The sequence below is a fragment of the Acinetobacter sp. UBA6720 genome, from assembly GCF_002454215.1.
Taxonomy (GTDB): domain Bacteria; phylum Pseudomonadota; class Gammaproteobacteria; order Pseudomonadales; family Moraxellaceae; genus Acinetobacter.
Genome location: NZ_DKIK01000185.1, coordinates 1 through 13431, shown reverse-complemented (window position 1 = coordinate 13431; position 13431 = coordinate 1). Strand labels below are relative to the sequence as shown.

Genomic DNA, 13431 nt, shown 5'->3' with positions numbered 1-13431 from the left:
GGATCGGGGTATGACCCTGTTCCAGCTAAAAGGATTCGTTTTATCTCTTTTCAGCAAATAGATTCTCAAAAGCGTCTGCTTGCTGTACCCTTTCGTGATTGTTTCTTGAACCAAAATCACTCTAACCACTTGGGGTAATAGATATGCAACAATGGGCCAGGTTTGCCATTCTCGGGGCCATGTTTGTTGTCGCTTATTTGCTTATTTTGGCTTGGCAAAAAGATTATGGACATGCGGCAACTCAGCAACAGCCTCAACAGGCTGCTGTAGTTTCGCATGAAGTATCTGCAGATTTGCCAAATGCTCAAACGGCTTCAGCAGCGTCTGATATGCCACAAGCAAATATCGCGACTCAGCAACCAGTTACAGAAGCTAAAGCATCTGTAAATCAACAGCTTATTTCAGTACAAACTGACCTTTATCATCTTTGGATTAACCCTAAAGGTGGTGATATTGTTCGTATTGAATTGTTAAACCATGACAAGAGCAAAGACAGCAATGAAGCATTTGTCATGCTGGAAAGTGATGCGAAACGTACTTATGTGGCGCAGTCTGGTTTAATTGGTCTTAATGGTCCAGACAGTAATCGTAGCGGTCGCCCAATGTATGAGATTGAAAAATCTGCTTATACATTGAATGATGCTAAAGCGGTTCAAACGGAAGATGGTAAAAGCATCAAAGTGTTAACTGTACCGATGGTACTGAAAACAGCGGATGGTGTGGAAATCATTAAAACCTTTACCTTCAAGCAAGGTGACTATCCTATTGTTGTGAACCATAAAGTGGTGAACCGCAGTGGTCAAAACTGGCAGGGTCAAATGTTTGGTCAACTCAAACGTGACAACTCTGAAGATCCAGGTAAGTCAGACCAAGGTATTTTCACATTGGGCACTTTCTTAGGTGGTGCTTGGGGTTCGCCAGATGAACATTATAACAAGCTGAAATTTGCTAACTTCAATGAAGAAAAATTGAATGTTGAAGCGAAAGGTGGCTGGGTTGCTATGGTTCAGCACTATTTCGTCAGTGCTTGGATTCCAGGTGACTTAAAGCTTACGCAAGCTAACGGTCAACCGTATGTTGCAAAATTAGAATCGCGTAAGTCGACTGATGATATGAATATCATTGGTTTTACTTCACCAACAATTACTGTGCCTGCAGGAACAGTGGCTGAGATTGATGCGACTTTCTATTCAGGCCCTAAAGTTCAATCTGAGCTAAAAGAATTAGCAACAGGTTTGAACCAAACTGTTGATTATGGTTGGTTATGGCCAATTGCGAAATTGTTGTTCTTGGGTCTTGAGTTCTTCCACGGTTTAGTGGGTAACTGGGGCTGGGCAATTATTCTGTTAACGGTCTTGGTGAAACTGATTCTGTGGCCATTGTCGTCTAAGAGCTATCGCTCAATGGCGAAAATGCGTGTTATTGCACCTGAAATGCAACGTATGAAAGAAGAGTTCGGTGAAGACCGTATGCGCTTCTCTCAAGAAATGATGGCACTGTATAAACGAGAACAAGTCAATCCGCTTGCTGGTTGTTTGCCATTGTTATTACAAATGCCAATCTTCCTTGCATTGTACTGGGTATTGATGGAGTCTGTTGAACTTCGTCATGCACCATGGTTACTTTGGATTCAAGATTTGTCAGCAATGGATCCGTGGTTTATTTTACCGCTGTTGATGGGCGCAACCATGTTCATTCAGCAGTCTTTAAATCCACAGCCTGCAGACCCGATGCAAGCCAAAGTATTCCGCATCATGCCGATTGTTTTTACAGTCTTTATGCTGTTCTTCCCTTCGGGCTTGGTGTTGTACTGGATTGTCAACAACAGTATCACGATCATTCAACAAACGTTGATCAACAAATCTGTTGAAAAAGATCGCTTGAATAAGGAAAGTGCGTCGAGCTAATCGAGGCAACTTTTCGCGAAAAGCTGAATAAATCCGCTTAAGATGGTAATCTTAGGCGGATTTTTCTTTGCGCGTTTTTAAGATTTTTAGGTGAATGTTATGTACAACCGAACTACGATTGCTGCCATTGCAACACCACCTGGGCGTGGTGGTGTCGGGGTCATTCGCCTATCTGGTCCTAAATCGTACGAGATTGCACAAGCCTTGACTCAAAAGGACTTACCGAAAGCGCGTTTTGCAGGTTTTCGCCAGTTTTATGATGCATCTGGTGAAGTGATGGATGAAGGCTTAGCGATTTGTTTTCCGAACCCGAATTCGTTCACTGGTGAAGATGTGGTTGAGTTGCAAGGGCATGGTGGCCCTGTGATTCAAAATGCTTTACTGGGACGTTTGTTGGAGCTTGGTGCAATTGCTGCAAAAGCCGGTGAGTTTTCCATGCGTGCTTTTGAAAATGGCAAACTGGATTTGGTACAGGCGGAAGCGATCGCTGACTTGATTGATGCGACATCACAAGCGGCTGCACGTTCTGCAGTACGTTCATTACAAGGCGCATTTTCAACTAAAGTAAATCGCGTGCTGGAGCAATTGATTCATCTACGTTTGCATGTGGAAGCTGCAATTGATTTTCCTGAAGAAGAAATTGATTTTCTTGCGGACGGGAAAATTTTAAATCTTTTAGATGGTGTTACGGCTGCCGTGAACCAAGTACAACAGTCAGCGCGTCAGGGACAGTTGTTGCGTGAAGGTTTACAAGTAGTCATTGCAGGGAAACCGAATGCGGGTAAGTCATCACTACTCAATGCTTTAGCGGGCATTGAACGGGCCATTGTGACGGATATTGCAGGTACGACGCGGGATGTCTTACATGAAAAAATTACCCTGAATGGTTTACCTATAACACTAACCGATACCGCGGGTTTGCGTGAAACAGGTGATATTGTAGAAAAAGAAGGGATCCGCCGTGCCATTAAAGAAATTGAGCAAGCCGATCTGTTACTTTTGGTTTATGACTTAAGTCAAGGTGAAGACCCACTCAAACTGGCGCAAGCATATTTTGCTGAGCATATTGAACCGAAACGTTTAATGCTGATTGGCAATAAGTGTGATTTGACGGAAACAACATCACATATCGAAGATTTTAACGGCTTCCGTCATATTATGGTTTCGGCCAAGCAAGAAACTGGCATTCAAGCGCTCATAGAAGCGATTACAGCGCATGCAGGCTTCCAGCCAGAAGAAGATACCTTTATTGCGCGCACACGCCATTTAGACGCAATGAAACGCACTCAGCTCTATCTTGCTGAAGCCCGTGAACAATTGGTGGTGTATAACGCAGGTGAGTTAGTCGCAGAGTCGCTCCGTTTGGCGCAAAATGCCCTCGGTGAAATTACAGGGGACTTTAGTGCGGATGATTTACTTGGGAAAATTTTTGGATCGTTCTGTATTGGAAAATAATGCTGACATTTAGCATCGTGCCTATTTAGGTAGATGGATATAAAAAAGCACTCAGTTTTAAAGGCTGGGTGCTTTTTTATACATAGGATGGCTAGTGCTGCTATTGAGCTTCTCTTTGGCACAAAAGTTTATGAGATTCCTATGCTGTAAGAAGCCAATCAAAAGGTAATTCGGCGGTAATCTCGATATTCGGGTTTCCACACATGCGCCTCAATGGCTTTTTGCAAGCTAGCTTCATCCATCAATGGGGCAACCCCTTCCCGTATCGCAGCAAGCCCTACCTGCAAGGCGATAATTTTAGAGATGTCCTGAATGGCATCAATACTTGGCAGTAAATCATGGTCTGGGTTTTTCAGCATGGGTGAACAGCTGGCTAAAGCATTACTCGCGGCCATTAACATCAGGTCGGTCACGCTTTGCGCACCTGCGGCAATGACACCTAGACCAACCCCAGGAAAAATATAAGCATTATTGCACTGAGCAATGGGGTAAATATGGCCTTGATGATGTACTGGTGCAAATGGACTGCCTGTTGCGATTAAGGCTTTACCCTCTGTCCATTGAATAATATCTGTGGGGAGCGCTTCAACCTGAGAGGTGGGATTGGACAAGGGAAAGACGATCGGGCGTTCACAGTTTTCAGCCAGTGCGCGAATAATCTCTTCGCTAAATAAGCCAGTTTGTCCTGAAACTCCGATTAATACTGTGGGTTTGGCATGTTGAATGACTTCGAGCAGAGAAATCTCTGGCGCTACATTTGCCCATGTCTCAATGGCACGCAAAGGCTGAGCCAACTTCCTTTGAAAATCGAGTAAGTTGGGCTGCTGTTCAGTCATTAAACCAAAGCGATCCACCAAATAAAGACGTGAGCGTGCATCAAGGTCGCTGAGCCCTTCAACTTTCATTTGTGCAATAATTTGTTCCGCAATACCACAGCCTGCTGAACCTGCACCTAAAATAACAATCGTTTGATCTTTTACCTGCTTTTTCACCACATGAGATGCTGCAATCAGGCTAGCTAACGCTACAGCCGCCGTACCTTGAATATCATCATTAAAACAACAGATTTGTTCACGGTAGGTAGTTAGTAAAGGCATGGCATTTTGCTGAGCAAAATCTTCAAACTGAATCAGGGCCTTCGGCCAGCGTCGTTGAATGGCACGAATCACATCATCGATAAATTGATTGTATTCATCGCCACTAATACGGGGGTGGTTCCAACCCAAATACAGCGGATCGTTGCGTAACTGTTGGTTATTGGTCCCAACATCCAGCGTAATAGGCAAAGTATAGGCTGGACTGATGCCGCCACAGGCAGTATAGAGCGACAGTTTACCAATGGGAATCCCCATGCCGCCAATGCCTTGATCACCTAGACCTAAGATTCGCTCTCCATCAGTCATCACGATAACTTTGACATTTTTACGGTTGACGTTGTGTAGAATTTCATCAATATGCGCGCGATCTGGGTAGGAAATAAAAATGCCACGATGTCGGCGATAAATATCGGAAAAACGTTGGCAGGCCTCACCGACAGTTGGAGTGTAAATGATCGGCATCATTTCACTTAAGTGATGTTTGAGCAGATGGTAAAACAGAGTTTCGTTGGTATCTTGGATATTGCGTAAATAGATATGTTTGTTGATGTCATCATTAAAAGATAAATACTGCTGATAGGAGCGGCGACTTTGTTCCTCAATGGTTTCGATCACGTGTGGAATTAGGCCGTGTAAATTGAAGGTATTGCGTTCTTGTATTGAAAATGCAGCTCCTTTATTCAACAACGGCAGTTCTAAAAGTGAATGAGCTGCATAGGGAATATAGAGCGGTTTTTTTATGGTTACATGATCCATCATGAGCTTGATCTCGTTACATCGATTGCAATGTCCGTATTCTGCTGAAAGAAGTATGGATTAAACGTCGAGACGTTGTGGTGAATAGGGACACAAGTGAAGAGAAATGCCTGATTTGGCTGTGATGTGTCTGACCAAATGCAGGCTTAGAGTTAAAATAAAGAGAGATAGACAACACCAAACAGGATCGTTTGATGTGCTGTCTGTAAAGCACTATTTAATAAAACTCAGTTCTTTACTAATCCGATCCAGCACTGGTTTCTTTTTGGCTTGGAACTGGGTTTTATTTTGCTGAATAAGATTATTGCCATGAGTATCAATCGAGATGATCAGCGGGCCAAATACCTTGACGCGGTTAATCCATAAGGTTTCAGGCATCCCGAGGTCTTGCCATTCAGCGCCTTCAATTTCCTCGACTTGAGTGGCTGCCAGTACCGCACATCCTCCAGGGAAAATCGCATGGACTGCTTTGTGCTCCTGACAGCCTGCGACAGTCTCAGGGCCCATGCCACCTTTACCCACAATCAGTTTCACCCCAGTTTGTTTGATAAATTCGCGTTCAAATTTTTCCATACGCATACTGGTGGTGGGCCCAATGGAGACCATTTCAAAACCGCCATCATCCTTTTTACGCACGATGGGGCCAGCATGGAAAATCGCACCGCCTTCTAAATTCACGGGAAGTTGTCGACCTTGTTCAATTAAGCGGCGATGTGCCACATCACGACAAGTAACTAAACGTCCAGTTAGATATACCACGTCACCAATTTTAAGATCGGCTAAGTCTTCATCACGTAATGGGGTGGTCAGTACTTTTTTCATAGCACAACTCCTTCGTGTGACAGAATTTCATAAGACATATCAGGGTTAATTTTAATTTTGCCACGGCGGTGTGCCCAGCAACCGGTGTTGACTGCCACGCCAATGGTGGATGGGTGACGAGCCGAAGACTCAATATTGACGCCCATGACGCTGTTATTGCCTGTTAAGCCCTGTGGGCCAATGCCAATTTCATTCAAGCCTTGTTCCAGCAAGTCTTCCATCAGTGCAGCACGAGGGTTATCACTTCTTGAGTCTACAGGGCGCATAATGGCCAGTTTGGACAAGCGTGCAGCGGTTTCAACTGAAGTGGACACCCCGACACCGACCAGTAACGGTGGACAGGCATTCACACCACGTTCGGTAATCACATCCATCACGAACTCAGCTACACCTTCGTAGCCTTGACCAGGCATCAAAACTTTAGCTGCACCTGGCAAGGTACACCCACCACCTGCCATATACACATCGATGGTACAGGTATCCTGTTCAGGGACGATGCGCCAGTCTAGCCACGGAATTTGGGTGCCCGTATTGGTGCCTGTGTTTTTCTCATCAAAGGTTTCAACTGCATTGTGGCGCAAAGGTCCTGTACGGGTCGCTTCTTCGGTCGCTTCACGTAAAATTTCCTGTAACTCACCCAACAGTGGGAAATGCGCACCCGCTTCAACAAAATATTGAATCACGCCAGTGTCTTGGCAGCTGGGACGGTTTAGTCGATCTGCTGCTTCTTGGTTTTCATCCATTGAATCATAAATTGATTTGGCCAATGGGTTGGTTTCCAATGTTTTCAGCTCAATCAGTTTGCTTTTGACATCTTTGGGTAAACGTTTGCCAATATAGGCTGTAAATTTGGCCATGGTGTCCGTGAGGGACTGTACGGCAAGTTCTTTGTCCATGGGAGGCTCCTTGTTAAGCGTTCAATTCGCTCGAATATCGAATAAGGTAAAAATGAAGATCATGAATTACTCAATTCAGCAGAATTGGCTTTATTTTTTTGAGTAAAACTTAAAACGAGGGTCAGGACGGTAGATAAAATCAGCAGACCTGCGACGAAATACAAACCGCCTGCAAAGCTTCCAGTTTGATCTTTAACCCAACCGATTATGGCTGGACCCGCAAAGCCGCCTAAGTTCCCAATCGAGTTAATGGTTGCGATGCCTGTCGCTGCTGCTGCACCCGATAGAAACATGGTTGGCATGCTCCACAGTGGTGGTTTAGAGCAACTGATGCCGACATTAACAATGGTGAGTGCTGCAATCAGGCCAAACATACTGCCAGTACTGGCTGCAATCGCGAGCCCCACAGCTGCGGTTAAACAAGCCAAAGCCACATGCCATGTGCGTTCATTGGTTTTGTCGGAGTGACGTGACCACAAAATCATGGCAACAACAGAGATAATAGGAGGAATGGCGTTCAATAGACCGACGGTCATTGAGCTGACACCCAGTTCTTTAATGATTTGAGGTGCCCAAATGCCAAGGGTATACAGCCCCGCTGAGGTACCGAAATAAATGAGTGCCAGAGCAAGCACACGTGGATTGGCGAGTCCGCGTAAAATACTGTGATGCTGTTGCCCCCCCTTATTGGCATCTTCTGCTTGCATGGTTTTAACCAACCATTCACGCTCATCGGGTTTTAACCACGCGGCTTTTTCAGGTCGATCTGTCATGTAGAAAAACACTACGACGCCTAGGATCACCGCAGGAATGGCTTCAATCAGGAACATCCATTGCCAACCTGCTAAGCCCATGATGCCGTGCATTTCCAGTAATGCTGCTGAAATAGGAGAACCAATCGCCGTGGCTATAGGGGCGGCAGCCATAAATAAGGCAATTACCCCTGCTCGGTTTCGTGCAGGGAACCAGTAGCTTAAATACAAAATAATGCCAGGGAAAAAGCCTGCTTCGGCGACACCGAGTAAAAATCGCATAACATAAAAGCTGGTTGAACTTTCGACAAAGGCCATCCCGCCAGCAATAATGCCCCAAGTCACCATGACCCGTGCAATCCAAATACGAGCGCCGACTTTGTGCAAAATAATGTTGGAGGGAACTTCAAAGAGGAAATAGCCCAAAAAGAAAATTCCTGCGCCAAAACCGAGAATCGAAGCGGTAAAGCCCAAATCTTCTTTCATGGTAATGGCAGCAAAACCAATATTGACTCGATCAATATAGGCAATTAAATATAAAATCATGATAAACGGCACAATACGCCAAGTGATTTTGCGTAGCGTCCGTTTCTCGATATCCATGTCCATGGCTTATCTCCATATCAGTAGCGATTACCTCCCGATTCGGTCGAAGTCACACCGCAATCGAGTTTGGCGAAAAAGCTCCCCGTTTGTGCACCGTTGTCCTTACACGGTGGACTTTATGACTCACTCAAGTTTCCTTGCTTGGGTGAGATATGTTGTTTGGGGGGTAACGTGATAGCGATATTAGAGGCTTTGCAAAACCGATGAATCGATATAAAGTTAAATCACTCTTGCAAAAAACTGAATAATCATGAGCTCAGATACCGAATTAGCATTTTTTTGTTTACTAATAAAACAGGGCAGTCTGGTTGCAACAGCGCGTGAGTTGAATTTAACACCCCCTGCTGTGTCCCGACGTCTGACACAAATGGAAGAGCGTTTAGGGGTTCGGTTATTGAATCGGACCACCAGACGCATCAGTTTGACCAATGAAGGCGAAATTTATTTTGAAAATGCTTCGCGAATCTTGAAAGAAATTGAAGAAATGGAACAGCAAGTGGCGCGGAGTCGTACCACCCCTAAGGGCTTGCTGCGAGTGAATGCCCCGTTTGGTTTTGGTCGAACCTACATTGCTCCTGCGATTTCAGACTTTGCGCGAAAATTTCCAGATATTGAAGTCCAGTTACATCTGACCGATCGTCCGATTCATCTGCCGAATGATGCGATTGATGTCTCGATTCACTTTGGGCAGGTACCAGACTCACGACTAATTGCGAAAAAAATTGCGGCCAATCGACGGCTTCTATGTGCTTCTCCGCGTTATTTGGCACAAGCTGGGATGCCACTTACGCCACGCGAACTGACCCTGCACCAATGCATTGTGTTAAGACAAAACGATGCGGCATATGCGAACTGGCGTTTAACTCAAGGGGATAAGGAAGAGACAGTTAAAGTGCATGGAAAATTGAGTAGCAATGATGGCCAAGTCACCATTGGCTGGGCACTCGATGGCCATGGTATTTTAATGCGCGCTGAATGGGACGTGGCCAAGTATTTAAAAAGTGGTCGTTTAGTCCAAGTCTTGCAGGACTATGAGACACCGCCTGCCGATATCTATGCGATTTATATGGATCGGCTCGAGCACTCACCAAGAGTGTCCTATTTTTTAGAACATTTAAGCCAGTATTTAAATGAACATACTGACTTAGCCCATGCCAACAAGAAAAGAACCTAAGTTATAGCAAGGATCGACTGAAAAATGGCATCTGAAGAACGATCTAAATCCAAATGATTTTGGCTTCACTCTTCCTATGCCGAAGCCAAACGTATACTGCCCTTATGTGCAAACCATAGATAAAAACACAATAAAGCGATGGCAATGCAAAAGCTAATGACCCCGAAACGTAATCCAAAGTGATCTGCTAGATAGCCCACAGCCACAATGGGCACAATCGTACCTAAATAACCCATAAAAAGATAGGTTGACATTACAGCCGCTCGGTTTTCTGTGGTGGTCATGGTATAAATCAGACCAAAAGCACCAATCAAAGTTAAACCGTGCCCAATTCCCACTAAAAAATCGCTGATAAAGAAAAATATACTCAGTTGAAACAGCATACACAAAGCTAAAATGCCTAGGCTTAGGATCAAGGTGATTAAGCCATAGTTGAGACACTGATTAGCAGGTATGGCTCTGGCAAAATACTGCACCACGGCAGAGATAATCAAAATACTGGTAATGGCTGAGCCACTGACGAGTGGGCCATGCCACGGCAGAATATCACTGACAAATGACGGAGATAAAGAAGCAAATAAGCTAAATGCAGCAAAGGCACTAAATGCGGTAAATCCAACAATCAAAAACAACTGATGATATTGTACTTCTGGTCGGAGTAGTTTCGGAGCAAGACTAAAGGGCTGTACTGTAAACGTGGGAGATTGAACCCAAAATAAGCCAAAGAAACACACTACAGCACCAAGAATAACGGGGAGATAAGGGCTGACCAAAGGGTATTCTGAAAATTGAGCAATCAGGCCACCAATCAGCGGGCCTAAGCCAAAACCTACTGCGGTAATCATCGAACTCAGTTGTGGCGCTATTTGTTGATGACTTTTCGGTACGGTATACATTAGTCCCAATAAAGCTGAAGTGGTCATCAAACCAGACGCAATACCAATAATAAAGCGCCCCAAAGACAGGATTAGAGCATTAGAAGCATAGACAGAAATCACCAATCCCACGGTGATAAATACCAGCCCCACTTGTAAGGTACGTAGATAGCCGATGCTATTACTGGTCCGTCCAAGAAAGAGTAATGTGGCAAGACAGCCGAACATATATGCCACAAAAATATAGGTGATTTGGCTCGGCAGTAAATGCCATAAGGCTTGGTATAGGGGGTAAAGCGGACTGGCCAAAGCTGTCCCCATTGTTCCCATCATTAAAGCAAGGCTAACCATGCAAAATGGACGCCAAGAAGTGGTTGTTGTCATGCAAATGCCATGAGGCTCTCTGTCAAAACAAGTGATCTGTTTAAACAGTGAGAAGAAAATGATAGAGAGCAACAGTGTATCGGCTTGAGGAAAAAATGGTCAACTAAAAACTTGAAAAAGAACGCAATAAAACTTAGCCGTAACGTTTCAGCAGTTTTAAGAACTCAGCTAACTCTTCTTCATTGACCTGTTCTGCATGTGCTAAAACATGATGGCGTAAGTGGGCTTCAACGAGTTCATTCATTAGCCCATTGACTGCACCTTTTATGGCAGCAACTTGTTGTAAAACGTCGATACAACTGGCTTCTGGATGCGCAATGGAGTGCTCAACAGCGTTCACTTGCCCTTGTAAACGTTTTACGCGGTTTAAAATTTTTTTATCTTTATGCAAATGACTCAACACATTGCTCCAAAAAATAAATATACTGTATGGGAGTATATTGGTGAATGATTTTAAATGCAAAATAGCCCATCACGTCAGCACACGCATCATTTTGATGAAGGTAATCCACTGGCCCAAAAACGGATATTAATCGCGACCATTTTAACGGCAGTCATGATGTTATTAGAAGTGATTGGTGGATGGATTTTCCAATCAATGGCTTTACTGGCAGATGGTTGGCATATGAGTTCGCATATGCTGGCACTGGGTTTGGCGTATTTTGCCTATCGTGCTGCACGGCATTATGCCCATGATCAGCGCTTTAGTTTCGGCACATGGAAAATTGAAATTCTTGCAGGTTACAGCAGTGCTATTTTGCTGATGGTAGTAGCAGGTTTTATGGCTTTTCACTCAATTCAACGCCTTTTTTCGCCTGTACAAATTCATTATAACGAAGCAATTCCAATTGCGATTTTAGGCTTATTGGTTAATTTAATCTGTGCATGGTTGCTGCACGATGGCGACCATCACCATCACCATCACCATCACGCTCATGATCATGCAGCAGAAGTACATGCCCATCATCATGATTTAAATCAGAAAGCTGCATTTATGCATGTGGTGGCAGATGCTGTGACGTCTATTTTTGCTATTATTGCTTTGATTTTTGGTAAGTATTTTGGTTGGGATTTTCTTGACGCTGCCCTTGGGATTGTGGGGTCAATATTGGTGGCAAAATGGGCATGGAGCTTAATGCAAGAAACGGGAAAAACCTTGTTAGATGCTGAAATGGACCATCATGTGGTGGAAGAAATTCGCGAGGTAGTGGCAGAACTACCACAAACGACTTTGACCGATTTACATGTTTGGAAAGTAGGTAAAGGCAAGTTTTCATGTATTTTGGCTTTAGAAACAACATCGGATTATTGTGCAGATCAGGTGCGTGAGATGCTGTCGATTCATGAGGAAATTGTTCATGTTTCAGTCGAGATTAACTCTATTTTATTTGATGTTCCACGTGAAACTTTGGTCGGTTGATCGTTCTGTCATGTTGGGTTTCGGTAAAGCATAAGAAAAAATGATTCAATGCTTGAATAATACACTCTACACTAGCGCCGTGGTTCTCCGATTGAAAGAGCAAAAAGTGATGATAAAAAAACTGGGTTTGGCACTACTTACAAGTGCAATTGCAAGTATGAGTATGGCCAGTGTAGAAAGTGTTCAAGCCAACTTAAAAAAGAATTATCCAAATATTAATGTTCAAAATATTCAAAAAACAGAAATGTCGGGCATTTATAGCGGATCTTTAGATGGCGAAATTGTGTATTTAGGTGAAGCGGCTGAGCATGTGATTGCAGGTTCAATGGTGCGCTTAAAAGATCAGAAAAATTTAAGTGCAGCTTTATATGTGCAACAAAATTCGCTCGATTGGAATAAGCTGCCGTTAAAAGATGCCATTAAAATGGTTAAAGGCAATGGGAAACGCCAATTGGCTGTTTTTTCAGACCCGAACTGTCCTTACTGTAAGCAGTTAGAGGCTGAGTTGAATAAGCTGAATGATGTGACCATCTACACTTTTATTTACCCCATCAAGGCACAATCAGTTGCACCATCGAAGCAAGTATTTTGTGAAGCAGACCCTGCCCTTGCGTGGAAAAATTTGATTGCGAAAGGAACTCAGCCGACATCGAAAAAACCGTGTGCTAATCCAATTGAACGTAACTTACAATTGGGACAGAGCTTAGGCTTACAAGGAACGCCTGTGGTTATTTTCTCAAATGGTTTTAAAGTGAATGGCGCTGTGCCTTCAACCACCATTGAAAATATGTGGCGTGAACTGGGCTTATAATAGTCCAAATATAAAAAGCACCTGAAAAGGTGCTTTTTTTAATGGATGTTTTAGGCTTTTTTGGTGACCATGTTATAGATGAATAAAATAATGATGGCCCCAATAACTGAAGCAATAAAGCCTGCTGCCGAGCCTTCACTATAGAGACCAAGTAAACGACCGCCATAGGTAGCTAAGAGTGAACCTGCAATCCCCAGTAACGTGGTAACAATGAAGCCTGCTTTATCATCACCTGGATGAATGGCACGCGCGATGAGACCTGCAATAAAACCTACGACAATAGCAACAATAAGTGACCACATGAGCCAACTCCTTTTTTTATCATGTCTTTGTTTTTAAATCATGTGCAAAATTATCATCGGGCATAATGCGACTATGCAGTAGAGTGAATCTGCTAAAAACTGTATGTTTTATGTACTTATGTGATAGTGAAAATAAAAAAAGTGGCCTTCGGCCACTGCTGTCCCATAGTTTTG

General features: G+C 43.8%; 12 protein-coding genes and 1 pseudogene. 6 read left to right on the top strand and 7 right to left on the bottom strand.

The genetic code is table 11. The annotated features are described in order from the left end of the window. The 3 genes and pseudogenes from B4F08_RS15555 to mnmE form a co-directional block, all read left to right on the top strand. A pseudogene (locus tag B4F08_RS15555) lies at positions 1–138 on the top strand (membrane protein insertion efficiency factor YidD); the annotation flags it as partial. Positions 139–143: 5 nt separating this feature from the next. Continuing rightward, entirely contained in the window at positions 144–1907 is a 1764-nt protein-coding gene (gene yidC, locus B4F08_RS15550) for a membrane protein insertase YidC (protein WP_291375232.1), read from the top strand. Positions 1908–2006: 99 nt separating this feature from the next. After that, on the top strand, positions 2007–3362 hold the full coding sequence (mnmE, locus tag B4F08_RS15545) for a tRNA uridine-5-carboxymethylaminomethyl(34) synthesis GTPase MnmE (RefSeq protein ID WP_291375231.1): 1356 nt from the start codon (positions 2007–2009) through the stop codon (positions 3360–3362). Positions 3363–3520: 158 nt separating this feature from the next. Here mnmE and B4F08_RS15540 read toward each other — a convergent pair whose 3' ends face one another. From B4F08_RS15540 to B4F08_RS15525, 4 genes are all read right to left on the bottom strand, one after another. After that, positions 3521–5218: an NAD-dependent malic enzyme gene (locus B4F08_RS15540; RefSeq protein ID WP_395579834.1), complete on the bottom strand. Its 1698-nt coding sequence runs from the start codon at positions 5216–5218 to the stop codon at positions 3521–3523. Positions 5219–5428: 210 nt separating this feature from the next. Continuing rightward, a complete protein-coding gene (gene ttdB / locus B4F08_RS15535; RefSeq protein ID WP_062031160.1) occupies positions 5429–6037 on the bottom strand; it encodes a L(+)-tartrate dehydratase subunit beta in 609 nt (202 codons plus the stop codon). Next, a complete protein-coding gene (gene ttdA / locus B4F08_RS15530; protein WP_062031161.1) occupies positions 6034–6933 on the bottom strand; it encodes a L(+)-tartrate dehydratase subunit alpha in 900 nt (299 codons plus the stop codon). The genes ttdB and ttdA overlap by 4 nt, the downstream gene beginning before the upstream one ends. Before the next feature lie 59 nt (positions 6934–6992). Further along, on the bottom strand, positions 6993–8294 hold the full coding sequence (locus B4F08_RS15525; RefSeq protein WP_291375229.1) for an MFS transporter: 1302 nt from the start codon (positions 8292–8294) through the stop codon (positions 6993–6995). Between the two features lie 247 nt (positions 8295–8541). On the opposite strand from B4F08_RS15525, the gene B4F08_RS15520 reads away from it, so the two are divergent. Continuing rightward, complete coding sequence (locus B4F08_RS15520; protein WP_063454560.1) at positions 8542–9465, top strand: LysR substrate-binding domain-containing protein; 924 nt, start codon at positions 8542–8544, stop codon at positions 9463–9465. A gap of 74 nt (positions 9466–9539) precedes the next feature. Here the strand turns inward: B4F08_RS15520 and B4F08_RS15515 are convergent, their stop codons facing one another. Further along, entirely contained in the window at positions 9540–10691 is a 1152-nt protein-coding gene (locus B4F08_RS15515; protein WP_291375233.1) for an MFS transporter, read from the bottom strand. A gap of 166 nt (positions 10692–10857) precedes the next feature. Beyond that, positions 10858–11124 (bottom strand): metal/formaldehyde-sensitive transcriptional repressor, encoded by a 267-nt coding sequence (locus B4F08_RS15510; RefSeq protein WP_086210901.1) that lies wholly within the window; start codon positions 11122–11124, stop codon positions 10858–10860. A 57-nt stretch (positions 11125–11181) separates the two neighbouring features. Here B4F08_RS15510 and dmeF point away from each other — a divergent pair, with 57 nt between their 5' ends. Then, positions 11182–12144 (top strand): CDF family Co(II)/Ni(II) efflux transporter DmeF, encoded by a 963-nt coding sequence (dmeF, locus tag B4F08_RS15505; protein ID WP_291375226.1) that lies wholly within the window; start codon positions 11182–11184, stop codon positions 12142–12144. 109 nt (positions 12145–12253) lie between these two features. Beyond that, complete coding sequence (locus B4F08_RS15500) at positions 12254–12955, top strand: DsbC family protein (RefSeq protein WP_087528464.1); 702 nt, start codon at positions 12254–12256, stop codon at positions 12953–12955. Between the two features lie 50 nt (positions 12956–13005). Here B4F08_RS15500 and B4F08_RS15495 read toward each other — a convergent pair whose 3' ends face one another. Continuing rightward, positions 13006–13257 (bottom strand): GlsB/YeaQ/YmgE family stress response membrane protein, encoded by a 252-nt coding sequence (locus B4F08_RS15495; RefSeq protein WP_086210876.1) that lies wholly within the window; start codon positions 13255–13257, stop codon positions 13006–13008. Positions 13258–13431 lie beyond the last annotated feature (174 nt).

Excerpts from the sequence above, each read along its gene's own strand:
- yidC (WP_291375232.1), top strand. The coding sequence starts at position 144 with ATGCAACAATGGGCCAGGTTTGCCATTCTCGGGGCCATGTTTGTTGTC.
- mnmE (WP_291375231.1), top strand. The coding sequence starts at position 2,007 with ATGTACAACCGAACTACGATTGCTGCCATTGCAACACCACCTGGGCGT.
- B4F08_RS15540 (WP_395579834.1), bottom strand. The coding sequence starts at position 5,218 with ATGATGGATCATGTAACCATAAAAAAACCGCTCTATATTCCCTATGCA.
- ttdB (WP_062031160.1), bottom strand. The coding sequence starts at position 6,037 with ATGAAAAAAGTACTGACCACCCCATTACGTGATGAAGACTTAGCCGAT.
- ttdA (WP_062031161.1), bottom strand. The coding sequence starts at position 6,933 with ATGGACAAAGAACTTGCCGTACAGTCCCTCACGGACACCATGGCCAAA.
- B4F08_RS15525 (WP_291375229.1), bottom strand. The coding sequence starts at position 8,294 with ATGGACATGGATATCGAGAAACGGACGCTACGCAAAATCACTTGGCGT.
- B4F08_RS15520 (WP_063454560.1), top strand. The coding sequence starts at position 8,542 with ATGAGCTCAGATACCGAATTAGCATTTTTTTGTTTACTAATAAAACAG.
- B4F08_RS15515 (WP_291375233.1), bottom strand. The coding sequence starts at position 10,691 with ATGGTTAGCCTTGCTTTAATGATGGGAACAATGGGGACAGCTTTGGCC.
- dmeF (WP_291375226.1), top strand. The coding sequence starts at position 11,182 with ATGCAAAATAGCCCATCACGTCAGCACACGCATCATTTTGATGAAGGT.
- B4F08_RS15500 (WP_087528464.1), top strand. The coding sequence starts at position 12,254 with ATGATAAAAAAACTGGGTTTGGCACTACTTACAAGTGCAATTGCAAGT.
- B4F08_RS15495 (WP_086210876.1), bottom strand. The coding sequence starts at position 13,257 with ATGTGGTCACTTATTGTTGCTATTGTCGTAGGTTTTATTGCAGGTCTC.